Consider the following 22358-nt stretch of genomic DNA (forward strand, 5'->3'; position numbering starts at 1 on the left):
GTCTGGGCCCGCTTGGGCCGAATTATTAAGGCGCGCTCGGAAAGCGCGCCTCTCAACTTGTGCGTGGCTCATAAACGAGGAGCCTTGCCCGTGTCAACCGCAGCATGCTTCATGGTGCGGCGGATTTTGAGTTTCTGCTCTATCGACGGCGTTAGAGCGGCGCCGTCCAATAGCCTCAGCGGCGACGGCTCATTCGCGTAAAATGGCCCATTTTGCGGCCGGGACGCGCCTCGGCCTTGCCATAGAGATGCAGCATCAGGTCAGGCTCGGCGAGCAGCGCTGGGACGCGCAGGATGTCGTCGCCGATCAGGTTTTCCATGACGCAGTCAAAATGGCGGCCGGGATTTCCCAAGGGCAGGCCGGCGACAGCACGAATATGCTGCTCAAACTGCGAGACGATGCAGGCGGCTTCCGTCCAGTGGCCGGAATTGTGAACACGCGGCGCGATCTCATTGGCCAGCAGCGCGCCGTCGGCAAGGACAAAGAACTCGATGCCGATGACGCCGACATAGTCGAGTGCGGCAAGTATCTCTGCTGCTGCTGCCTGCGCCGCAGCGGCGGTTTCGGAGCCTATCCTGGCTGGCAAGGTCGAGCTGTGCAGGATGCCGTCGCGGTGGACGTTTTCTGCCGGGTCGTAGGCTGCGAGCGAACCGTCTATGCCGCGCGCCGCGATCACCGAAATCTCGCGTTCGAAGGCGACGAAGGATTCGAGGATCAACGGCACGTTGCCCATCGCCTCGCAGGTGCCGGCAAAGCCGCCCGTTTCCATGTTGCGGAAGACACGCTGGCCCTTGCCGTCATAGCCCATGCGCCGCGTCTTCAATATGCCGCTGCCGTCGAACTTTTTCAGCGCCGCCGTCAATTCGTCGTCATTGTCGACGGGACAGAAATCCGCCGTGGGAATGCCGATGCCGTTGAGGAACTTCTTCTCCGCCACCCGGTCCTGCGCCACTTCCAGTGCGCGTGCCGGCGGATAGACCGGGACCGTGACGGCAAGCGCGCTGGCGGCCACGACCGGCACGTTCTCGAACTCGTAGGTGACGACCGCGCTGACTGCAGCCAGTTCGGCGAGCGCGGCCGTATTGTCATAGGCGGCGGTGATCTGCCGGTTGGCGACCTGTGCCGCCGGGCAATCCGGCTGCGGTTCCAGCACGACCGTGCGGTAGCCGAGGCGGGCGGCAGCCATGGCCAGCATGCGGCCGAGCTGGCCGCCGCCGATGATGCCGATGGTCGATCCCGCAGGCAGGCTCATGGCGTGTCCGTGGGCTCGGCGGCGACCTTGGCGGTCTGGGCGGCGCGCCAGGCATCGAGCCGAGCAGCGAGCTTTTCGTCGGTTAGCGCCAGCACGGCCGCAGCCAGAAGCGCGGCATTGATGGCGCCCGCCTTGCCGATGGCCAGCGTGCCGACCGGAATGCCTGCCGGCATCTGCACGATGGAGAGCAGCGAGTCCTGTCCGGAAAGCGCCTTCGATTCCACCGGCACGCCAAAAACGGGGAGCGGCGTCATTGCCGCTGTCATGCCCGGCAAGTGCGCCGCACCGCCGGCGCCGGCGATGATCACCCGAAAACCGGCCGCCTTGGCGCCCTTGGCGAAGTCATAGAGCCGGTCGGGGGTGCGATGGGCCGAGACGATCAGCCGCTTATGCGGGATGCCCAGCGCCTCCAGCGTTTCGGCGGCGTGGCGCATCGTCGCCCAGTCGGACTGGCTGCCCATGATGATGGCGACGTCGGCGCGTTGATCGTCCAAGCTTCTGCTCCCGGCGGCAAAGGCGCGCATTAGCGGAATTCGGGATCGACGGCAAGGATGCGATGCCTCTGCGTCCATTCGGGCGCATGGCGCCATCGTCACCTAATCCGGCCAGCGCAACGCGCCGGCGGTGTCCTTGCGAGCCGGCTTCATCGCATCCGCCGGGCGGTCGGTTGCGTTCAACACAGCCTGCAGGCGTTCGGCGACGATCTCCGCCTCGCCGGGATGGAGATTGCACGGGTCGAGGAAGAAGTGACCGCGCTCGACCTCGTGGTTGCGCACGATAATAGGAGGCGAGCCTGCCGCCAGCGCCGAGGCAAGGCCGGCGGCGCTGAACCTGCTCTCAGGCGTAACAAAAACCTGCAGGCGGTCGAGCGGATTGCCGGTCGGATCGGGAATGACATGCGCGGCGATGCCGGGCAGGCTCTGCAATGCGTCCTCCCACAGATGCAAGGCCGCATCCTCCCGCTTGCGGATGCCGGCGTGATCGCGACGCTCCCAGGCCTCCAGCGCCGCCATGGTGCCGGCGACGCTTTCCTTGCCGACCTTCATCGCCCGCGCAACGCCACGATTCTGGAGATAGGCGGCTCGCACCAGATCCTTGCGCCCCGTCACGATGCCGCTAGTCGGCCCCGAGAGGAATTTGTGCCCGCTATAGACGACGATGTCGGCGCCGCGTGCGAGAAAGCCGCGCAGGTCGTATTCCGAGGCGGCGTCGACGATCACCGGGACGCCCTTGGCGTGGCAGATCTCGCAGAATTCCTCGAGCGAGAGCATGCCGTATTGCACTGTGTGATGCGCAACGACGTAGAGGCCGGCCGCGGTGCGGTCGCGGATCGCGTCGCGCACATGATAATCCTGCGTCACGCTGACCGTGCCGGCCGGGACGGCCTTGGCCCCGGCAAGCCGGATCGACTGGTCGATCGGCGCGCCGTAATTGACGATGTGGCCGAGCTGGACGATGACCTCCGACTTGAGGCCCTCGGTGTCGTCCGGCAGCCGCTCGATCGCCAGAAGGTTGGTGCCGGTCATCGTGCCGGCAATCGCCATGGTGATGCCGCTGGCGCAGCAAGCGGTGACGAAGCCGGCCTCGCCCCCTGTGAGGCGCGCGACGACCGTGCTTGCGGCGCGTTGCAGATCGTCCATCTCCACCCACTGCGAAGCGATTTCCGACATCGCGGCGATCGCTTCCGGGACGATGATCGAGGCACCGAGCGCCGTCATCGTGCCGGAAACGTTGATGATCGGGCGAAGGCCGAGTCGTTGACGAATTGTCGTGTTGGAGCCGTTTTCGGAATAGGTTTTCATCTCTAGAGGTCCCGTTGGTAGACGTCAGGCGGCGGTCTCGACGACCGCCTCGATTTCGACCGTGATGTTTCCCGGCAAAGAGCCAACACCGATCGCCGAGCGGGCGTGCCCGCCGATACTATCGAAGACTTCGGCGAAAAGATCGGAGCAGCCGTTGACCACCTTCGGATGGTCGCTGAAGGTCGGGATCGCGTTGACGAAACCCAGCAGCTTGACGACGCGCACGATGCGGCCGAGGTCACCCGCTGCGGCATGCATAACGGCAAGCAGGTTCAAGCCGGTGAGACGGGCATGCCCATAGGCCTCCTCCACCGTGACGTCCTCGCCCACCTTGCCGGTGCAAAGCGTGCCATCGGCGCGCAATGGCCCCTGGCCGGAGAGGAAGATCAGCCGTCCGCTTTCGGCGTGGGTGACGAAATTGGCGATCGGCGTCGGCGGCTCGGGCAGCGTCAGGCCCAGTTCGGCGAGCCGGGTGTAAGGCGACATGAAAAGGCTCCTTGCGACAGCTTTCGCCGTCCGATGTCAGAAATGCGAGGCGCGGAACCGCGCCAAAAAGCTGCGAAGACGTTCGTTGTCGATCTCCTCGCCCAGAATCTCGGCAGGCGGGCCTGCGGCACTGACGCCGCCATCCGCCATGAAGATGATGCGGCTCGAGGCGTCGCGTGCAAAGGCCATCTCGTGCGTGACCATCACCATGGTCATGCCGTCTTCGGCCAGACTGCGCACGACCTCAAGCACTTCGCCGACGAGTTCCGGATCGAGCGCCGAGGTTATCTCGTCGAGAAGCAGGATTTTTGGCTCCATCGCCACCGCGCGGGCGATGCCGACGCGCTGCTGCTGGCCGCCGGAAAGCTCGGCCGGCAGGCTGTCTGCTTTGTGGGCAAGGCCGACCCGGCCGAGCCAATGCTCGGCAATGGCACGGGCTTCGGCGCTGCTTTTGCCGCGCACCTTGCGCAGGCCAAGCATGATGTTGCCGGCCGCGGTCAGATGCGGGAACAGATTGAAACTCTGGAACACCATTCCGGTCTCGGCGCGCATCTTCGCCAGGTCGCGCTCGCTGCGGCGCTGGCGTGTTCCCGTCTCGCGGAAGCCAACCTCCTTTCCGTCGATGCGGATGGAGCCGCTGTCGTAGCTCTCCAGGAAGTTGACGCAGCGCAGCAGCGTGGTCTTGCCACTGCCGGAAGGCCCGATGACAGTCACCACCTCGCCGCGTGTCACCTGCAGGCTGACCGAGCGCAGAACCTCGACGGATCCAAAGGATTTGGAAACGTCGCGGATATCGAGAAGCGCCGGATTGGCGGGCGGGGCGATGGACATCTTGCTATTCCCGGATGAAGGAGAAACGCCGCTCCAGCCGTCGGCTGGCCAGGGAGAGGGCGTAATTGACGGCGAAGTAGATGACTGCGCCGAGGATGTAGAGCGGCATCGCCTCGTAGGTGCGGCCGATGACCTGGTTGATGGCGTGCATCAGGTCGGTGATGCCCAGCAGCGAGACCAGCGCGCTGCCCTTTACCGCATCGGTGACGCCATTGATCCATGGCGGCAGGAAGCGCCTGAACGCTTGCGGAAAGATGACGTAGGCCAGTCGCTGGCGAAAGGTCAGCCCGATCGCCATCGCCGCCTCGGACTGCCCCTTCGGTATGGAACCGACCGCGCCGCGCAGATATTCGATGACCTGGGCCGTCTTGAACAGGGTGAGCGCCAGCACGGCGGCCCAGAAGGACTCCAGATGGATGCCGATGGCAGGCAGGCCGTAATAGACGAAGAAGATGAGCACCAGGATCGGAATGCCGCGTATGGTGTCGCTGAAAATGCGCACCACCCAGCGCAGCGGCGTAGGGCCGTAGACAAGGCCGACGCCCATCATCACGCCGGCGACGAGCGACAACACCACGACAAGCAGCGACACCCACAGTGTCACGGCAAAACCCTGGGCTAGGAAGGGCAAGGCATAGGCGATCTGGCCAAGCATGTTAGTGCGCCGCCCTGAACCGGCGCTCGACAAGCCGAAGCGCATAGAGAAGCGCGTAGCCGGTCAAGAGGTACATCGCCGTCACCACAAGGTAGACCTCGACGATCCGGAAGGTGTTGAAGTTGATCCATTGGGCGCCGTAGGTGAGCTCGGGCACCGAAATGACCGAGGCGACGGACGTGTCCTTGAAGAGCGATATGAACGTGTTGGAAAGCGCGGGCAGCGTTATCCGCAGCATCGTCGGTAGGCGCACATGGAGCAGCCGCTGCCAGGGCGTCAGGCCGATCGCCTTGCCAGCGTCGATCTGTCCGCGCGGCACGGCTTCGAGTCCCGAGCGAAACACCTCGACCAGATACGCGCCGCTATAGAGCGACAGTGTCGCGACAAACGAGGTCTGGGCGCTGTAGGCGAGATCGACCACGGTCGGCAGGCCGTAGAAAACGAGATAGACAAGCAGGATCAGCGGCACGTTGCGGATGAATTCGACATAGGCGGCGATTATGGACCGGACGACGCGCCCGGCCGAGACGTACCAGACCGCCAGAACGAGCCCGATGACGATGCCGATGGCTATGGAGATCACGGCGAGCTCGAGACTGAGCAGCAGGCCGCCCCACAGCTTGTCGAAATGCCGCCAGATCAGGTTGAAATTGAGGGCGTAGCCCATGCGTCTGCCTCAGTGCCGAGGGCCGTCGAGGAGAAGGAGGCGGAAGGGCGCCGATTGCTGCCCTTCCGCCAGCTGCATCAGATGACCGGAAAACCGGGATGCCGGGCCGGCGGCTCCAGCCCGAAATAGTCCTTGAACGCCGCGTCGTAGAGCGCCGTTTCATGACCGAACATTGCCGTCGCGAAGGATGCGTTGACGAAGGTCAGCCAGTCGAGATCGCCTTGCCTCAGCGCCGCGCCGTAAAGCATGCTGAACCAGCTTTTGCCGGCATCGAAGTAGCGGTCCGGGTTGCGTGAGGCGAGCCAGCGCACCGTGGAAAGATCGACGGCGGCCGCGTCGACGCGCTTCGACTCGAGTGCCTGCAGCACGTTGGCCTGGGTGTCTATCTGCATCACCTGCGACTCCGGCAGGACAATGTGCACATTTGCCTCGGCATCGACATTCTGCAGGATGGAAATACGCGTTGCCGAACCGCCGGCAAGCAGCTTGTCGAAGGTCTTGTTCTCGGCGGTCGGAAGGGTCAGCAGAGCGATGCCTTCGACGTAATAGGGCCGCGAGAAGTTGATCAGCTGCGAGCGCTGGGCGGTCATGGTCATGAACTGGATCGAGATGTCGACCTTGTTGGTGGTCACATTCGGAATGCGCTGGGCCGGATCCTGCATGACGAAATCGACCATGGTCGGATCGTCGAAAAGCCCCTTGGCAAGAATGCGCCCCATGGTGATGTCCATGCCGACGAGTTCGCCGGCATCGTTCTCGAAGTGCCAGGGTGCGTTGGTGCTGCCGGTGCCGACGATCAGCTTGCCGCGATCGAGAACAGTACGCAGCAGGCTGTCCGGCGCCGCTTGCGCCGCCGCCTTCTGAACATCGACCGTTGCTGCTGCGCCCATCACTCCGGCCGTTGCAAGCCCGGCCATTTTCAGAAATTCACGTCTTTTGGATGTGTCGTTCACGGCGACCTCCTTCGTGTTGTGTTCCCCTTTGGATGAGCAACATGCGTCGTTGCAATGAACGTGATTGTCCCTTACAAGAGACGCATGTACTCTATACAAGACAGATACTAACATCAGGAGCCGGTAATGCAAGATGGCAATGCCTTGGCAGTTCGACCGGACGCCGGCCTGGACGAAGACAGGGCATCGGGCTCTCGCGAGAAGGGTCTCAACCGGGTGCTCCAGATCCTGGAGTTTCTCCACACGACCCAGCGTGCGATCGGGATTGGCGATCTCGCCAAGGCAGTGAATGCGCCTCGCTCGACGACCTACACGCTTGTGCGCTCGCTGGTCGATGCGGGCCTGCTGGAAATGGCCGGCGACGGCAATCGCGTCTATTTCGGAAAAAAGCTTTACCTCTACGGAATGGACTATGTGCGCGGCAACGACCTGCTCAGGAGAGGGCGGCAGGAGGTCGACAATCTGTCGCGCGAGACAGGCGAGACCTCTGAATTGTGCATGCTGCAAAGCGGCCGCTACACAATCGTCCATTCAAGTCCGGGCACCAGGCCGTTCCGGATCAGCTCGGCCACAGGTCTGCAGATCCCGCTTCCCTGGACCGCTTCGGGGCGGTTGCTTCTCGCCGGTTTCGAAAGGGCCGTGATCGAAGACATGGTGTCCGAAGACGATCTCGTCCTGCCAGACGGCCGCAGATTGCTGCTCGACGACTTCATAGAAGATATCGCCGTGGCTGGCGGTGTCGGCTACTGCGTGACCTCGGGTCTTGTCGACGCCTACACAAAATGCCTTGCCGCGCCGGTCTTTTCAGCGCCCGGCAAGGTCGAGGCGACGATATGCCTGGTGGTTCCCATCGACACTTCCGGAGAAAAGACCGACGATCTCATCGCCATGCTGCGCGAACGCGCTGCGAGGCTTTCGATCACAGGATGAGCAGGTTTGCCGAGTCGCCAAGTGGGAATTCGCTCACGCGATGATGTCGGGGATGATCCGGTCTTCCAGCGCCATCAGCCGGTCTTTCAGGAATAGTTTTTTCTTCTTCATGCGCTGGATCTGCAGCGGGTCGCAGCCCATGGCGATCATCGCGTTGATGGCCGCGTCGAAATCGGCGTGCTCTTGCTTCAGCCGAGAATATTCGAGGCGGATATCGGCCTGTTCCTGTTCGGACATTATCTACCGTCTGCACGTCTTGCGGCGCCCAAAAATGGGCCTGATTGGGCGGGGCCGGGGGCTCTCTTGCACCGGCGCGCAGCCAATATCACATTTCACATTGTCGTGGAATGCTACCACGCAGCATTCGACATCGCTGCCCGATGGTGGCACACTGTCATTATGCCGTCACAGAAGCGAGCCTGCGGTGGACACGCCTTGACGGCTGCAATCGAGGAAACCATGAAAGGGAGAACCAATCATGTCTCTTGCATCCCATCTTGATGAGTTGCAGCGGAAACACGGCGACATCGAACGCGAAATCGATGACGCGATGAATCATCCATCAGTGGATGACCTCGAAATCGTGAATCTCAAGCGGCGCAAGCTGGCACTCAAGGACGAGATTGAAAAACTGAAAGCGAAACCGACCACGCATTGACGCTTTTCCTCGAATAGCTGCGCCGGTTTCGGCGCACGAGCATCTTTCCGGTGGCGGCCATGCCGCCGGAGCGCTGCTTCACACGACTCGGAGATGGTTCCGGCCGCCAGCGGCACGGATACGATGGGCTGTTTGTCTCCTCTCCCGTTATCGATTTGGTAGGTCTGCCTGCCTGTCGCCATTGACAAGCCATCTTTGCTCCTCCACCTCATGCCCGGACCTTCTACAGCGCCGCGCGCCCTTTCGGGCGCGCAAAGGACACTGTATTTTGATTTTTGCGCGTGATCCTTTCCGGAAACCGATTCCGGGATTCGGGGTGATGCGCTAACAAAGGGCAGCCGGCCATGACCGGATATTTTTCCTCTCCCTTCCCTCGCCGCACGTCGGTCGGTGTCGATGTCGGCGGCGTGATGGTCGGCGGGGGTGCCCCTGTCGTCGTTCAGTCGATGACCAACACCGACACCGCCGATGTCGACCAGACAGTCGCTCAAGTTGCGGCGCTGCATCGTGCCGGCTCCGAGATCGTGCGCATCACCGTCGACCGCGACGAGAGCGCTGCCGCCGTGCCCGCCATCCGCGAGCGGCTCGAACGGCTCGGCATCAACGTGCCGCTGGTCGGCGATTTCCACTATATCGGCCACAAGCTGCTCGCCGACCATCCGGCTTGCGCCGAGGCGTTAGCCAAGTACCGCATCAATCCCGGCAATGTCGGCTTCAAGGACAAGAAGGACCGGCAGTTCACTGATATCGTCGAGATGGCGATCCGGCACGACAAGCCGGTGCGCATCGGCGTCAATTGGGGGTCGCTCGACCAGGAGCTTCTGACCCGGCTGATGGACGACAACCAGCGCCAAGGCTTTCCGCTGACCGCGCAGGAAGTGACGCGCGAGGCGATCGTGCAGTCGGCGATCCTTTCGGCCGAAATGGCCGAGGAGATCGGTCTTGGCCGCGAGAAAATCATTCTGTCGGCCAAGGTTAGCGGTGTGCAGGACCTGATCGCCGTTTATACCGAGCTTGCCACCCGCTCCAACCACGCGCTGCATCTTGGCCTCACCGAGGCCGGCATGGGTTCAAAAGGCATCGTCGCCTCGTCCGCAGCGATGGGCATCCTTCTCCAGCAAGGCATTGGCGACACGATCCGCATCTCGCTGACACCGGAGCCGAATGGCGACCGCACCCGGGAGGTGCAGGTATCGCAAGAACTCCTGCAGTCCATGGGGTTCCGGCAGTTCGTGCCGATCGTCGCCGCCTGCCCCGGCTGCGGCCGCACGACCTCTACCGTGTTCCAGGAACTCGCCCAGAACATCCAGGCGGATCTGCGCAAGAACATGCCGGTGTGGCGTGAAAAATATCCCGGCGTCGAGAACCTCAAGGTCGCGGTGATGGGCTGCATCGTCAACGGTCCAGGTGAATCCAAGCATGCCGATATCGGCATTTCTCTGCCCGGTACCGGCGAGACGCCGACGGCGCCGGTATTCGTCGACGGCAGGAAGGCGGCGACGCTGCGCGGCCCGTCGATTGCTGCGGACTTCGAGAAAATGGTCGCCGACTATATCGAGCAGCGGTTTGGGCAACTTGGCAAGGCCGCGGCGGAGTAGATCTATGCGGCTCCCTTGGGCGACGCCGGTCTTGCTTGGTGGGTTTGTCTTGCTTTGTGGGCTGGGCTGGGTGACAGCCGTCCAGGCCGATCCGCCGCGCCCCGCCAAACAACGACTGCTCGACCGGGTTTGCAACCTGATCGAGGCTCATGCGGACCAAAACGGCCTGCCCAAGGACTTCTTTGCCCGGTTGATCTGGAAGGAAAGCCGCTTCGATCCCAGTGCGGTCAGCCCGGTCGGCGCCGAAGGCATTGCCCAGTTCATGCCGGGTACAGCCAAGATACGCGGCCTCGCCAATTCCTTCGATATCGAGCAGGCCATCCCGGCCTCGGCAAAATATCTCGCCGAAATGAAAACCGGCTTCGGCAATCTCGGCTTGGCCGCCGCCGCCTACAATGCCGGTGAAAGCCGGGTGTCGCGCTGGCTGAGTTCTGGCGGTTTCCTGCCGATGGAGACCGAAAGCTACGTTCTGGACATCATGGGCGAGCCAGCCGACAGGTTCACCGACACCGCCTATGCCGGCACCATCCGGCCGCTCGACAAGAAAGCGAGCTTCGCGGTCGCCTGCCGCAAGCTGCCGGTCATCAAGTCCCAAACCGTGGCCATGGCGTCGATCAACATCAAGCCGTGGGGCGTGCAGGTGGCCGGCAATTTCCGCCGCGCCGCGGCGCTCAGTCAATGGAATGGTGTGAAGCGCCGGTTTCCGGCCTTGCTTAAGGGCCAAAATCCGGTGGTCAGCCGGGTGCGCTCGCCGATCGGCAGGCGCGGCATCTATGCGGTCCGGATCGGCGCCGACTCCAAAGCCAAGGCCGACAACATTTGCCAGAAACTGCAAAGCGTCGGCGGTGCATGCATTGTGGTGCGGAACCGGTGATGGGTACCGACCGATTTGCCCGACAAACCATCGAAGCTGCGCTTTGATTCCACGAATTCTGCTGCTCCACGGCTCCAACTCCAGGCCTTCCATGACCGACCGTCTCTACAGCGATCCCGACCTCGCCCAGTTCTACGATATCGAGAACGAAGGCGGCGTCGACTTCGACTATTGCGTCGGCTTTGCCAAGGGTGCCGGATCGGTTCTCGACCTCGGCTGCGGCACCGGGCAATTGGCCGCCGCGCTCGCCGATCGGCGTAATGTGACCGGTGTCGATCCGGCGCCGGCGATGCTCGACATCGCGCGCCGCCGAGCCGGCGGGCAGAGGGTCGACTGGGTGGAGGCCGATGCGCGAACCGTCCGGCTCGGACGACGCTTCGATCTGGTTCTTTTGACCGGGCACGCCTTCCAGGTGTTTCTGACGCCGAAAGATCGAGAGGCGGTGCTTGCCACGATCGCTGCTCATCTGGCTCCCGATGGGCGCTTCATCTTCGACACGCGAAATCCAGCCACCGAGGAATGGCTCGAGTGGACGCCGGAAAGGTCCGAACGGGACCTGAGTCATCCCGGATTGAGCACCGTAAGAGCGTGGAACGATTTCCGGCGCGATCCCGCTACCGGTGTCGTCACCTACTCGACCCATTATGAAATCCCCGACAGCGGGCGGGTGCTCAGCGCCGAATCGAAAATAGCCTTCCCGACAAAGGAAAGCCTTGCGGGGATGATGGACCAGAGCGGGCTGGTCGTCGAAGAATGGCTCGGCAACTGGCAGGGCGAGCCGTATGGCCCGGCCTCGCCGGAAATCATCCCGATTGGCCGGTTGCGCTAGCCCGGACGTTGCTTCGCTCTGGGCGTTTTCCCATCTTTTGCGGTGACCGGTTGAGCACGCCGATAATCCGGAGACACCACCGCCCGATTGCGGCGCTGCGCTGACGACGTGCCCACCGATGCAGCTCGTGACCATCGCGCAGGTTTGGCTGTTCTGAACGCATCGCACTCTCCTCACCAGCATTTCGGATGCTGAGGAGGGAATCATATTATGTATCGCAAATACTGATAATTGGTGATAATTTCCGTTCATCTGTGACGAATTGGAATAGATATCATGGACCGACAGGAAACGATGGGTGTGTTCCTGTCAGTTGTCGAGGAAGGCGACTTCTCGGCAGCGGCACGCCGGCTGCGGATGACCCCATCGGCCGTCAGCAAAATCATCGGTCGCCTTGAGTCCCGCCTTGGCGTGCGCTTGTTGCAACGCTCGACGCGGCGCATCAGCTTGACAGCGGAAGGCAGCAGCTATGCCGATAGCGCTCGCCGGATCCTGAACGACATCAAAGAGGCTGAAATCGCGATTCAACCCGGCGCAGAACCGCGCGGCCGGCTGCGCGTCAGTCTTCCGAGCGCCTTCGGCCATCGTCTAATCGTGCCGATGCTACCGGCTTTCATCGATCGCTATCCGGCCATTGAGCTCGAGCTGATGTTCACAGATGCGATTGTCGACCTGTTGGCTGAGGAAACGGACGTCGCCGTGCGCGTTGCCGCCCAGAGCGATTCCAGGCTGGTGATGCGGCGGCTGGCGCCCAATCACCGTGTCATTTGCGCGTCAGCTCAGTATCTCGAAAAACACGGCATACCGATGACGCCAGGCGACCTTCAACATCATACTTGCCTCGGCATCACATCACGCGGCGGCCTTAACATCTGGGAATTCGATGGCCCGGACGGTCCGCAAAGCATGCGTATCCGCAGCCCGATAGAGGCCAACAGCACGGAAGCCCTGCGCCGGCTGGCGCTCGCCGGTGTCGGCATCATCCGCATGTCGGAGATATTGGTCGGACCGGATATCAGGATAGGCAGGCTGACCGCACTGCTCACCGGATACGATCATCATGACGGACCGCCAATCTGCGCTGTTTATCCGCCTGGCCGGATCTTGTCGCCGCGTGTCCGCGTGTTCGTGGATTTCCTGGCCGAACAGTTCACCAACCCTCCTTGGCTACGCAGCGCGCCACAAGACGTCGGGCATACAGTTTAGAGCAGCATCAGCTGTTGCGGGTCGCCACGAATGTCGCCGCTTGCTTCAGAAGCACGGCGGCTTCGCCATAGGGATCGAGCAGCGCGTGGGCCTGGTCGACGAGGCCTTGAAGCTGGTCCTGCGCCCAGTTCGCGCCGTGCAGCGCCACCAGCGTCGCCTTGCCGGCTGCTGCATCCTTGCCGGTCGCCTTGCCCATCTGGTGCGCGTCCGCCGTCAGGTCGAGCAAATCGTCGGCAAGTTGAAAGGCAAGCCCGATCGCCGAGCCGAACTCGGCCAGCCTTTCGCGGTCGACCGGTGGCGCGCCGGCAATGATTGCGCCCGCCTCGCAGGCGAAGCGGATCAGCGCGCCGGTCTTCATCGCCTGAAGCCGGATGATGCCGGCTTCGTCCGGCCCGATGCGCTCGGCCTCAAGGTCGAGCATCTGGCCGCCGACCATGCCGCCGGCTCCGGCGGCGCGGGCCAGCGCCAGCACCAGCGCCACCCTTCGCTCGGCCGGTAGCATCATCGCTTCGTCGGCAATGATGTCGAAGGCGAGCGCCAGCAAGGCGTCGCCGGCGAGGATGGCGGTCGCCTCATCGAAGGCCTTGTGCACGGTCGGCTGGCCACGGCGCAAATCGTCATCGTCCATGGCCGGCAGATCGTCATGGATCAGTGAATAGCAATGCACGCATTCGAGCGCCGCCGCCACGCGCAGCGCCGCCTCGCTGTCGGCGGAAAACAGCGCGGCGCTTTCCATCACCAGGAAGGGGCGCAGGCGCTTGCCGCCGTTCAGCACGCCATGGCGCATCGCCGCCATCAGACGTTGCGGCCGCGCGATCTCGCCCGAAAGCGGGCGGTCGTCGAGGAGCCGCCTGAGCAGCGCCTCGATCGGACCTGCGCGCGCGAGAAGCGCTGCCTCGAACGGAATTTGGTCGTCTTTCGTCATCGCCGGGACCGGTAGCCGACACTCAGACGTTGCGCAAGAAGCCAAGCGCCATTATGCCGGGGCAGGGAGCAGCATGGATTGGGCGGCTTGGCGGAACCGATCGTCGATCACGAAACCGAAGGGTTGGACATGGTGAGGCCGAAACGCGGCAACCGCATCGGTCTCAAACGCTGGCCCCGGCTCTGGGTCCGGCGCGGCATCACCGTCGCCGTCGTGCTGGCGTTGATGCCGGTGGTGTTGACGTTTCTGTATCTGCCGCCGTTCGTGCATCCGGTGTCGACATTGATGCTGAAGGATCTGGCGACGTTTTCCGGCTATGACCGGCGCTGGGTCTCGATCGACGATGTGGCGCCGGCGCTGGCGAATTCGGTCATCATGTCGGAGGACGGGCAGTTCTGTTTCCATCGCGGCATCGACCTTGGCGAGTTGAGGGGCGTCGTCGACGACGCGCTGGCCGGCGAGATGACGCGCGGCGCATCGACCATCACCATGCAGACCGTGAAGAATCTCTATCTGTGGTCGCGGCCGCTGGGCTCGGTCCGGAAAGTCGTCGAGCTGCCGCTGTCTGTCTATTTTGACATGGTGATGTCGAAACGGCGCATCATGGAAATCTATCTCAATATCGCCGAATGGGGGCCGGGCATCTATGGCATCGAGGCCGCCGCCCAGCACCATTTCGGGGTTTCGGCAAAACGATTGTCGCGTCGCCAGGCGGCACTGCTTGCCGTCACCTTGCCGAACCCGATCGCGCGCAACCCGGCGAAGCCCGGACCGGGGCTGAGGCGGCTGGCTGCGCTGATCGAGCGGCGCGCAGGCCGGTCCGGCGCCTATGTCGGCTGCCTGCGATAGCTTAAAAAAATTCGCGACGGCGCTGGCCAAAACGGCGCAGGGCGTGTATAGGCACCCGACTTTCTCAGATTCCGGCCCTGACGCGGCCCTTTCACGAGGGCAGCCGGGGCGTTTTGACCATGTAGTGGAGCATATCCATGGCCGTACCGAAACGAAAAACCTCTCCGTCGAAGCGCGGCATGCGCCGTTCGGCCGACGCATTGAAGGCCCCGACCTATGTCGAGGACAAGAATTCCGGCGAGATGCGCCGCCCGCACCATATCGACCTGAAGACCGGCATGTATCGCGGTCGCCAGGTTCTGGAGCCGAAGGAAAGCTGAGACAGCTTTCGACGGTTTGTGACTACCGAAGGACCGGCCATCGCGCCGGTCTTTTGCATTTTGGCGCTGAGGATCGCTCACCGAACCAATTTCAGCCATCCAGCAACCGTTTAGGATGTCAGCCGGGCCGGCTGACATTGTTATTTCGCACCGTCTTTGTCCGTGTTCGCGGTCGCATACGAAAATTCTTGACGGCGAACGCCGGGCGCATACTACAGAGGGCAGTCCAACCGGAGCCGCCTGATGTTCGGTGCCATCCCGCTGCTGATCGTGCCCTTCGTCCTCTATAATCTCGGGCTTCTGGGAATATTCGGCGGTGGCGACGACCCCTGGGCAAGCGAACTGGTCTCGATCCGCATGATGTCGGGCGGGGTGTTCTCGCTGACGCTCGGCGATCTGATCGTGCTGATCGGGCTAATCCTCTTCTTCGTCGAAATCGTGAAATCGACGCGCACGACGAGCGCCTCGATCATGGACCACCTGCTGTCGACCTTCGTCTTCGTGGCGTTCCTGGTCGAGTTCCTGCTGGTGAAGGGCGCGGCGCACTCGGTTTTCTTCACGCTGATGGTCATCGCGCTGGTCGACGTTCTCGCCGGCTTCTCCGTGTCGATGCGAGCGGCCACCCGTGACATAAACATGAACTAGACTTGAGGCCGGCCTTAGCCGGAGGCGGCGGTGAAGCCAGCCGCCTCGATACCGGCGATGGCCGCCGCTTCATCATTGTCGGAAATGCCGACAGCGCCGACGACGGCGCCGGTCGCGAACCAACTCTATTTTTTCTTGGCGCGCGCCGGCTTCTTCACCGGAGCAGCCGGCGCATTGGCGAGGTCTTCGGCTTCCTTGGCGAGGCGCAGCGCCCGCAGTTTGTTGGTCTTAATCTGGCGGGCGTCGCTCTCGGCGACATATTCCGCCATCGCCTTCTGACGAACCGTGGCTGCCTCTTCCTGCTTTTTGAAACGCAAATCGGCCCGCGCGCGGGCAGTATCCTTAGAGTTCTCAACCAAGGGCTTTTCCAATCCCGTAAATTATAGTTTTCAATGCCTTTAATAGCAGAGCCGGCCTGCGATGGGGAAAAATAAGTTGGTCAGGCGCGGGGATCGCACCCGGTGCCCGGCGCCTTTCGGGCGACAACCGCCTCGTATCCAGCCTGCAAGGTCGCACGCACGGTGGCGTCCGGCGGCGTGTCGGAAGGTGTGCCCAGATGTTCGTGGCGCAGCTCGTCCATGAACTTCTCCCACATAGGCGGGCCGCCCTTTTCCAGGAGCTCGGCGCGGATCGAGAGTTCCTCGCTGACCGGCAGCCAGACGCGACCCCAGGCGCCGAGATGCGCCAAGATCGGTACCAGCGTTATCGCCATTTCGGTCAGGCTGTAGATCGCCTTCTGCTTGTGAGTGGGGTCGTCGGCCCTGGTCAGCATGCCGAGCTCCATCAGCCGCTTCAGCCGATCGGCGAGGATGTTGGAAGCGATGCGTTCCAGCGATCCGTTGAGCAGTTCGCGAAAGTGGCGTTTGCCGCCGAATATCATGTCGCGAAGGATGATCAGGCTCCACCGGTCGCCAAACACTTCAAGCGACAGGTTGATCGGGCACCCAGACCGGTGATCGATGCTCATGCGATTCTCCAAGAAACCGGTTGCATAATTATATCGGTTTTATTATCGTGCAACTGATTGCAAAATGCAATCGGTTTCGCAGAAAGGAGACTACGATCATGATGAAGGTTGCGGAACCCGAAATCGCATCCCAGACGTTTGGCGATCCCGCGCATCCACCGATACTGCTGATCATGGGCGCCATGGCTTCGATGCTCTGGTGGCCGGAGGCGTTTTGCCGGAAACTGGCCGGCAAGGGTCTGTTCGTGATCCGCTATGACAATCGCGATACCGGCCGTTCGACCAAATATGCGCCGGGCGAACCGCCTTACACATTCGACGACATGGCGGACGACGCTATCCGCGTGCTCGACGGTTACTGCATCGCGAAAGCGCATGTGGTCGGCATGTCGATGGGCGGCATGATCGCGCAGCTTGTGGCGCTGAAGCATCCATCGCGGGTCATCTCGCTTACGGCGATCAGCACTTCTCCCGTGGGAACCGACACGTCGCATCTGCCTGGGATGACCGAGGTCTATAGGAAACATTCGGCCGAAGGCGCTGATGTCGATTGGTCGGACCGTGACCAGGTGGTCGACTTCATCGTCAAGGACGCGCACGCGATCGCCGGCACCGCGCATCCCTTCGACGAGAAGCGGATGAGGGCGTTTGTCGAACAGGATTACGACCGATCCGGCGGCTTCTTGAGCGCGACCAATCATTTCATGCTCAAGAGCAGCGAGGATCGGGGCGGCGAGGACGGGAAGGGCCGCCTGCACGAATTGAAGGTTCCGCTCCTCGTGATCCACGGCACCGATGATCCGATCTTTCCGATCGAGCATGGCGCCGCTCTTGCCGAAGCAGTTGCCGGCGCGAAGCTTGTCCGTATCGAAGGCGGTGGCCACGAACTGCATCCCGACGATTGGGCCGTGATCGTCGATGCCATCGTCACCCATACCCATGCCAGGTAGGTAGCAGGCCGAACCTCGATACCGCCCGTCCGCGAGGCGAACCACCAAAGGAACGAACAAAACAATGTCCCTGACGATGCATCTTCATCCGCTGGCGTCCTTCTGCTGGAAGCCGCTGATCGCGCTCTATGAGAACGGCACGCTGTTCACGTCGGTCGTCGTCGATCTCGGCAATGAACAGTCGCGCGCGGCGTTCCTGAAATTGTCGCCGGCCGGCAAGATGCCGGTGCTGCGCGATGAAGCGCTGGACCAGACTGTGCCGGAATCGACGATCGTCATCGAATATCTCAACGCGCATTATCCCGGACCGGTCGAGCTGATCCCTGCCGATATCGATCTCGCCCGCCAGACCCGCCTCGCCGACCGATTTTATGACTTCTACGTGCAGCACCCGATGCAGAAGATCGTCGGCGACCGCCTGCGGCCGGAAGGCATGACCGATCCGTTCGGCGTCGAGGAGTCGCGCGCCCAGCTGCGCAGCGCCTACGCCATCATCGAGCAGGACATGCAGTCGCGGACATGGGGCATGGGCGAAGCCTTCACCCTGGCCGACTGCGCCGCCGCCCCGGCATTGTTCTATGCCAACAAGGTCGAGCCGTTCGGCGACAGATATCCCGCGGTGAGGCGCTACCACGACCGGCTGCTGCGGCGGCCGTCTGTCGCCCGCGTGATCGAGGAAGCGCAGCCCTATTTTAAGCTCTTCCCCTATAACAACGGTTAGGCCCGATGCTGCACGATCCCGCCCAACGACGCCCCTGGCGCTTCGCTGGCCAAGACGTGACGGCGCATCTCCGGGTCAACCCAGCTGCTCTGCGTCCCAGAACTGGTCGAGCCAGATGTTGAGCTTCAGGAAGCCGGCACTGCTGACCGTGTAGACACGCCTTGTCCCTTCCGGCTTGGCATTGACCAGCCCGGCGTCGAGCAGCACCTTCAGATGCTGCGAAACAGCCGGGCGCGAGACCGGCAACCCGGCGGCAAGTTCGTTGACGGTCTTCGGGCCGCGCCGGAGCTCTTCCAAGAGATAGCGCCGGTTGGGATCGGCAATCGCCATAAAGGCGTCGGAAAACATCATGCCTTATTTGTGAGGCAAAGTTTTCCAAATCTCAACCGTTGGTTTCAGGCTTTCTGCGCGGATCGAGCCGCAGTGCCTCCGGCGTGATCGAGCGCTCGGCCGGTTGTGTCTTGAAGGCGTCGCGGTCTTCGATCGGCACCGGCGCGCGCCGGCTGATGCGCAGCAGCGTATAGCCCGCCAGGCAAAGATGCGCGAAGGCAGTCGCAAGGAACAGGGCTTCCGGCCGCATCCAGCCCATCAGGCCGGCGGCCAGCAGCGGCCCGATCATTGTGCCGAAACCATAGAGCAGCAGCAGCCCGCCCGACACTTTGACGAAATCCTCGGCCCGGGCGTGATCGTTGGCATGGGCCACGGCGATCGAATACAGCGTGTAGGCAAAGGCGCCGTAGGCGGCAGTGCAGACGATGACGAAGACGCCGGAGCGCGGCTCGAACAGGAAGACCGCGACGGCGAACAGTGCCGCGCCGAAGGCCAAGCCCGCAAGCACAAAGCGGCGGTCGGTCTTGTCGGAAAGACGCCCGGCCGGAAGTTGCATGGCTGCGCCGGCGACGACCACCAGGCTCATCATCAGCGCAATCTCGGCCGTGGAAATGCCGATGCGGGCGCCATAGACGGCGCCGAGCGTGCCCCAGGCGCCGTTGGCGATGCCGATCAAGACGCAGGCGATCGCCGACACCGGCGAATTGGCATAGAGCCCCTTGACGTCGAGCGAGACGTCCTGCAGCGGCTTGGGGTGTGACGCCGTCGACACCGCGGTCGGGATGAGCGACAGGCAGAACAGAATGCCGGTGATCATGAACAGCGAGGCCGACTTCACGTCGCCGCCAGCAACGATCATCTGGCCGCCCATGATCGAGGCATAGGTGACCATCATGTAGAGGCCAAAGACGGCGCCGCGGTTCTCGTTGGTAGACTTCTCGTTCAGCCAGCTTTCGATGACCATGAAGGCGCCGGCCATGGTGAAACCGGTGAAGGCGCGCAGCAGGATCCAAAAATATTCGTCGATGATCAGGCCGGTGAGCAGTGCGACGATGGCTCCCGATGCCGCAAAGGCGCCGAAAGCGCGTACGTGACCGGCGCGACGCACGATGCGCGGCGCAAAGAAGCAGCCGGTGACGAAGCCGCCGGCCCAGGCCGTGCCCATCAGGCCGAGCGATGCGGTCGAGAAACCCTCCAACTGGCCGCGCAGCGGCAATAGCAGCCCGTGCAATCCGGTCGCCGCCAGCAGGAAAGCGGTGCCGCGAAGCAGCGAGAGGATCGGTCGGTAGCTTGCAAACATTTAGCTGATCCGGCTGGAATTAGGGAGGATCTGAAGACAGTCGCATTCGGGCTTTTCGGCGGCGGGCGCTTCGGCTCTGGAGACTATCCGCGGCGGAACAGCGCCTCGGCCGCTGATTTGGTGGTGCCCTTGGACTTGAGCTCGGCTTCCAACCGGGCGATCTCGTCGCGCAGGATGCCGATCCGCTCGGACAGTTCGTCGACCGAAAGCAGCGACAGATCCTGACCGATCTCGTGCGGGCGCGCTTTCTTTTTGGGTTCGTCGTCGAAGATCGCCATCGTCGCTCCTCCCTGATGCGCAAAAATTAGACTGCTACAGCATCCATAGCGCGTCCAATCGGACGCCCGGCGCTGCAGTGGCCATTTGCCTGATTTGGCAATCAGCATACATAGGGCAGGGGCATGGATGCAAATAGTCGGCAAGAAACTGGCCGCTGGCAAGAAACTGGCGAAGCGAGACGGGAAAATTCATGGCGAATGGACAGAACAGAATTCCAGCGACGATGATCGCCATTGCGATCTCGGAACCCGGCGGACCACGGGTGCTGAAACCCGAAACGCGCGACGTGCCGGTGCCGGGTCCCGGCGAAATCCTGATCCGGGTGCGCGCCGCCGGCATCAACCGGCCGGATGTGCAGCAACGCAAGGGCGTCTACCCACCGCCGCCCGGTGCGTCGGACCTGCCGGGTCTCGAAGCGTCGGGCGAAGTTGCAGCCCTTGGCGATGAGATATCGCGCTGGCGCGTCGGCGATCGGGTCTGCGCGCTGACGCCCGGCGGCGCCTATGCCGAATATGTCAAGGTCCATGCCGGCAGCGTGCTGCCGCTGCCCGCAGGCTTCACCCACACCGAAGCGGCGGCAGTGCCGGAAAACTACTTCACTGTCTGGCATAATGTCTTCGAGCGCGGCGGCCTTAAGAGCGGCGAGACACTGCTCGTGCATGGCGGCTCGTCGGGGATCGGCACCACGGCGATCCAGCTCGCCTCGGCCTTCGGCGCCTATGTCATCACCACTGCCGGCAACCAGGAAAAGTGCGACGCCTGTCTGAAGCTCGGCGCCGACCGGGCGATCAACTACCGCGAGGAGGATTTCGTCGCAGCGGTTAAGGACGCGACCGACGGCCGCGGCGCCAACGTCATCCTCGACATGGTCGGCGGCGACTATGTGGCGCGAAACTACGAGGCCGCGGCGGTGGAAGGACGCATCGTCCAGATCGCCACGCAGACCGGGGCGACAGCCAGCGCCGACTTCTCGAAGATGATGGTCAAGCGGCTCACCCACACCGGCTCGACGCTGCGGCCACGCACCGTCGAGTTCAAGGCGGCAATCGCCGCGGCGCTGGAGGCGCAGGTGTGGCCGCTGCTCGGCACCCGCAAGGTGGCACCGGTGATGGATATGATCTTCCCGCTCAAGGAAGCGTGGCGGGCGCATGAGCGGATGGAGGAGGGCGAGCATATCGGCAAGATCGTGCTCGACGTCGGCTGACGGGCGGTAAACAAGCTGAACAAAAGCTTAATTGTGCAATGCAACAAACGCATTGCGGCCATGCAAAAGCGTCTGTTCAACTTTTCATCAACGATGCCTATTTGAGCGGCATCGAAACGATGGAGGACTACCATGAACCCGATCCGTGCTTTCCGTAACTGGCGCATGTACAATGAAACCGTGCGCGAACTGAACCGCTTGAACGCCCGTCAACTCAACGACCTCGGCATCAACCGTGCCGACATTGAGAGGATCGCCCGCAAGGCGCTTTGATCTCGAGTGTAATCTCGCCCGAAAGCATCAAGCCGCCTTTTTGTGCAGCGGCGTTTCGGTCCGAGATCATGCTTTAGAAGCCAGAGCCGCAACAGACGGGTTTTCCCGTCGCCGGTTCCGAGCCCGCTGGACCCTGTCTGGCGGGTTTTGTCGTTTGAACTCTGTGTAACAGCGGCGGCTGCGCGTATCTTTCTCAATAACCAAGTGCGGCAAAGCCGAGCGCCACCAGGGCCCCTCCCAGCACGATGTCCGCATGCTTTCGGAAACGACTGTAAAATCGCCGTGTGGCCGGTTGGGAGATGGAAAGGCCGAGAAGACCAAACCAGGCGATCGCAATGGCAAACACCAATGCGACCACGGACAGGTGAGTTGCCCCGCGAGCATTTAAATTCAGCGTCGAGGATGCGAAAAACAGCGCGGTGGCAGGATTTGCCGCTGCCGTGATAAATCCCAACCGGAAGTATCGAACGATTGGAACCGGCTTCGGCGCGTTGGCGCCAGCCTTGATCGACAGCGCCCGCCGCATCGAATTCCAGCCGATGAAGACCAGCATTGCGCCGTAAAGGCTGGCGGCCATCTGGTGTGCGATGCCCCCCGGCGGCAGCGCGCTGGCTCCCGTTGCGACGATCGCCGCCAGCGAACTCGCGCCAAGGGCAATACCGGCGGCAGCCGAAAGCGCCGTGGCGCGCGAAGCGGTTAGCCCGGCCTGCGCGACGACAGCGAAGTTGGCGCCCGGCAGCATTGCCAATAGCGCATAGGAAATGGCGAACGGAAACAACCCCGCCGCGACAGCGTGCCCGGTTTCCAACATCGATCAGCCCACATCGGCGGCGTCAGCTCTCCCAAGGGCAGAT

Annotated in this window: 29 protein-coding genes and 1 pseudogene; 13 read left to right on the forward strand and 17 right to left on the reverse strand. The window is 62.7% G+C overall.

Translation table 11 applies throughout. The features are described from left to right. Positions 1-175: 175 nt before the first annotated feature. The 8 genes from EJ075_RS12780 to EJ075_RS12815 all read right to left on the reverse strand — a co-directional run bounded on the left by EJ075_RS12780 (position 176) and on the right by EJ075_RS12815 (position 6646). On the reverse strand, positions 176-1252 hold the full coding sequence (locus EJ075_RS12780; protein WP_126104577.1) for a 5-(carboxyamino)imidazole ribonucleotide synthase: 1077 nt from the start codon (positions 1250-1252) through the stop codon (positions 176-178). Continuing rightward, complete coding sequence (purE, locus tag EJ075_RS12785; protein WP_126104578.1) at positions 1249-1746, reverse strand: 5-(carboxyamino)imidazole ribonucleotide mutase; 498 nt, start codon at positions 1744-1746, stop codon at positions 1249-1251. The genes EJ075_RS12780 and purE overlap by 4 nt, the downstream gene beginning before the upstream one ends. 102 nt (positions 1747-1848) lie before the next feature. Then, complete coding sequence (locus EJ075_RS12790) at positions 1849-3054, reverse strand: aminotransferase class V-fold PLP-dependent enzyme (protein ID WP_126104579.1); 1206 nt, start codon at positions 3052-3054, stop codon at positions 1849-1851. 24 nt (positions 3055-3078) lie between these two features. Next, positions 3079-3540 carry a RidA family protein gene (locus EJ075_RS12795; protein WP_126104580.1) on the reverse strand — a complete coding sequence of 154 codons (462 nt, stop codon included), beginning with the start codon at positions 3538-3540 and terminating at the stop codon, positions 3079-3081. 36 nt (positions 3541-3576) lie between these two features. Continuing rightward, entirely contained in the window at positions 3577-4371 is a 795-nt protein-coding gene (locus tag EJ075_RS12800) for an amino acid ABC transporter ATP-binding protein (protein WP_126104581.1), read from the reverse strand. Between the two features lie 4 nt (positions 4372-4375). Then, positions 4376-5026, reverse strand: coding sequence for an amino acid ABC transporter permease (locus EJ075_RS12805; protein ID WP_095487310.1), 651 nt, complete (start codon positions 5024-5026; stop codon positions 4376-4378). Position 5027: 1 nt separating this feature from the next. Further along, a complete protein-coding gene (locus EJ075_RS12810; protein WP_095487308.1) occupies positions 5028-5693 on the reverse strand; it encodes an amino acid ABC transporter permease in 666 nt (221 codons plus the stop codon). A 77-nt stretch (positions 5694-5770) separates the two neighbouring features. Then, positions 5771-6646: a transporter substrate-binding domain-containing protein gene (locus EJ075_RS12815; protein WP_126104582.1), complete on the reverse strand. Its 876-nt coding sequence runs from the start codon at positions 6644-6646 to the stop codon at positions 5771-5773. Between the two features lie 126 nt (positions 6647-6772). Between EJ075_RS12815 and EJ075_RS12820 the strand changes: the two genes are divergently transcribed. Then, the gene (locus tag EJ075_RS12820) at positions 6773-7576 is read left to right on the forward strand and encodes an IclR family transcriptional regulator (RefSeq protein WP_095487304.1); all 804 of its coding nucleotides are present in this window, start codon (positions 6773-6775) and stop codon (positions 7574-7576) included. 33 nt (positions 7577-7609) lie between these two features. Here the strand turns inward: EJ075_RS12820 and EJ075_RS12825 are convergent, their stop codons facing one another. Next, positions 7610-7813 carry a YdcH family protein gene (locus tag EJ075_RS12825; RefSeq protein WP_023797035.1) on the reverse strand — a complete coding sequence of 68 codons (204 nt, stop codon included), beginning with the start codon at positions 7811-7813 and terminating at the stop codon, positions 7610-7612. Between the two features lie 241 nt (positions 7814-8054). Here EJ075_RS12825 and EJ075_RS12830 point away from each other — a divergent pair, with 241 nt between their 5' ends. The 5 genes from EJ075_RS12830 to EJ075_RS12850 all read left to right on the forward strand — a co-directional run bounded on the left by EJ075_RS12830 (position 8055) and on the right by EJ075_RS12850 (position 12741). Further along, on the forward strand, positions 8055-8234 hold the full coding sequence (locus tag EJ075_RS12830) for a YdcH family protein (RefSeq protein ID WP_095487303.1): 180 nt from the start codon (positions 8055-8057) through the stop codon (positions 8232-8234). Between the two features lie 344 nt (positions 8235-8578). After that, a complete protein-coding gene (gene ispG / locus EJ075_RS12835) occupies positions 8579-9832 on the forward strand; it encodes a flavodoxin-dependent (E)-4-hydroxy-3-methylbut-2-enyl-diphosphate synthase (RefSeq protein WP_126104583.1) in 1254 nt (417 codons plus the stop codon). Positions 9833-9836: 4 nt separating this feature from the next. Further along, the gene (locus tag EJ075_RS12840; RefSeq protein WP_095487299.1) at positions 9837-10706 is read left to right on the forward strand and encodes a lytic transglycosylase domain-containing protein; all 870 of its coding nucleotides are present in this window, start codon (positions 9837-9839) and stop codon (positions 10704-10706) included. A gap of 91 nt (positions 10707-10797) precedes the next feature. After that, positions 10798-11535 carry a class I SAM-dependent methyltransferase gene (locus tag EJ075_RS12845; protein ID WP_095487297.1) on the forward strand — a complete coding sequence of 246 codons (738 nt, stop codon included), beginning with the start codon at positions 10798-10800 and terminating at the stop codon, positions 11533-11535. A 276-nt stretch (positions 11536-11811) separates the two neighbouring features. Next, on the forward strand, positions 11812-12741 hold the full coding sequence (locus tag EJ075_RS12850) for a LysR family transcriptional regulator (RefSeq protein ID WP_126104584.1): 930 nt from the start codon (positions 11812-11814) through the stop codon (positions 12739-12741). Positions 12742-12748: 7 nt separating this feature from the next. Here EJ075_RS12850 and EJ075_RS12855 read toward each other — a convergent pair whose 3' ends face one another. Then, a complete protein-coding gene (locus EJ075_RS12855; RefSeq protein ID WP_095487293.1) occupies positions 12749-13666 on the reverse strand; it encodes a polyprenyl synthetase family protein in 918 nt (305 codons plus the stop codon). 78 nt (positions 13667-13744) lie between these two features. Here EJ075_RS12855 and EJ075_RS12860 point away from each other — a divergent pair, with 78 nt between their 5' ends. The 3 genes from EJ075_RS12860 to EJ075_RS12870 all read left to right on the forward strand — a co-directional run bounded on the left by EJ075_RS12860 (position 13745) and on the right by EJ075_RS12870 (position 15480). After that, positions 13745-14515: a transglycosylase domain-containing protein gene (locus EJ075_RS12860; RefSeq protein ID WP_095487291.1), complete on the forward strand. Its 771-nt coding sequence runs from the start codon at positions 13745-13747 to the stop codon at positions 14513-14515. A gap of 137 nt (positions 14516-14652) precedes the next feature. Then, positions 14653-14835 carry a 50S ribosomal protein L32 gene (gene rpmF / locus EJ075_RS12865; RefSeq protein WP_006203806.1) on the forward strand — a complete coding sequence of 61 codons (183 nt, stop codon included), beginning with the start codon at positions 14653-14655 and terminating at the stop codon, positions 14833-14835. 243 nt (positions 14836-15078) lie between these two features. Continuing rightward, positions 15079-15480, forward strand: coding sequence for a hypothetical protein (locus tag EJ075_RS12870; protein ID WP_095487289.1), 402 nt, complete (start codon positions 15079-15081; stop codon positions 15478-15480). Between the two features lie 14 nt (positions 15481-15494). On the opposite strand, the pseudogene EJ075_RS33530 reads toward EJ075_RS12870, so the two are convergent. The 3 genes and pseudogenes from EJ075_RS33530 to EJ075_RS12885 form a co-directional block, all read right to left on the reverse strand. Then, positions 15495-15603 (reverse strand): annotated as a pseudogene (locus EJ075_RS33530) (heme-binding protein); the annotation flags it as partial. A gap of 2 nt (positions 15604-15605) precedes the next feature. Next, positions 15606-15839 (reverse strand): hypothetical protein, encoded by a 234-nt coding sequence (locus EJ075_RS12880; protein WP_029348749.1) that lies wholly within the window; start codon positions 15837-15839, stop codon positions 15606-15608. Positions 15840-15919: 80 nt separating this feature from the next. After that, the gene (locus EJ075_RS12885; RefSeq protein WP_095487287.1) at positions 15920-16447 is read right to left on the reverse strand and encodes a helix-turn-helix domain-containing protein; all 528 of its coding nucleotides are present in this window, start codon (positions 16445-16447) and stop codon (positions 15920-15922) included. A 98-nt stretch (positions 16448-16545) separates the two neighbouring features. On the opposite strand from EJ075_RS12885, the gene EJ075_RS12890 reads away from it, so the two are divergent. Together EJ075_RS12890 and EJ075_RS12895 are read left to right on the forward strand one after the other, a co-directional pair. After that, a complete protein-coding gene (locus EJ075_RS12890) occupies positions 16546-17397 on the forward strand; it encodes an alpha/beta hydrolase (RefSeq protein ID WP_126104585.1) in 852 nt (283 codons plus the stop codon). Positions 17398-17461: 64 nt separating this feature from the next. Then, positions 17462-18118, forward strand: a complete 657-nt coding sequence (locus EJ075_RS12895) for a glutathione S-transferase family protein (protein ID WP_126104586.1) — start codon at positions 17462-17464, stop codon at positions 18116-18118. Between the two features lie 75 nt (positions 18119-18193). Here EJ075_RS12895 and EJ075_RS12900 read toward each other — a convergent pair whose 3' ends face one another. From EJ075_RS12900 to EJ075_RS12910, 3 genes are all read right to left on the reverse strand, one after another. Beyond that, positions 18194-18469, reverse strand: a complete 276-nt coding sequence (locus EJ075_RS12900; protein ID WP_095487281.1) for a metalloregulator ArsR/SmtB family transcription factor — start codon at positions 18467-18469, stop codon at positions 18194-18196. A gap of 31 nt (positions 18470-18500) precedes the next feature. Continuing rightward, on the reverse strand, positions 18501-19748 hold the full coding sequence (locus EJ075_RS12905; protein WP_095487280.1) for an MFS transporter: 1248 nt from the start codon (positions 19746-19748) through the stop codon (positions 18501-18503). An 83-nt stretch (positions 19749-19831) separates the two neighbouring features. Then, positions 19832-20026: a DUF1192 domain-containing protein gene (locus EJ075_RS12910; RefSeq protein WP_126104587.1), complete on the reverse strand. Its 195-nt coding sequence runs from the start codon at positions 20024-20026 to the stop codon at positions 19832-19834. A 191-nt stretch (positions 20027-20217) separates the two neighbouring features. Here EJ075_RS12910 and EJ075_RS12915 point away from each other — a divergent pair, with 191 nt between their 5' ends. Together EJ075_RS12915 and EJ075_RS12920 are read left to right on the forward strand one after the other, a co-directional pair. After that, on the forward strand, positions 20218-21231 hold the full coding sequence (locus tag EJ075_RS12915) for an NAD(P)H-quinone oxidoreductase (protein WP_126104588.1): 1014 nt from the start codon (positions 20218-20220) through the stop codon (positions 21229-21231). Positions 21232-21363: 132 nt separating this feature from the next. Then, entirely contained in the window at positions 21364-21504 is a 141-nt protein-coding gene (locus EJ075_RS12920; protein ID WP_095487275.1) for a DUF1127 domain-containing protein, read from the forward strand. Positions 21505-21697: 193 nt separating this feature from the next. Here EJ075_RS12920 and EJ075_RS12925 read toward each other — a convergent pair whose 3' ends face one another. Continuing rightward, positions 21698-22315 carry a LysE family transporter gene (locus EJ075_RS12925; protein WP_095487273.1) on the reverse strand — a complete coding sequence of 206 codons (618 nt, stop codon included), beginning with the start codon at positions 22313-22315 and terminating at the stop codon, positions 21698-21700. Positions 22316-22358: the final 43 nt, after the last annotated feature.

The organism is Mesorhizobium sp. M6A.T.Cr.TU.016.01.1.1 (assembly GCF_003952585.1).
GTDB lineage: Bacteria > Pseudomonadota > Alphaproteobacteria > Rhizobiales > Rhizobiaceae > Mesorhizobium > Mesorhizobium mediterraneum.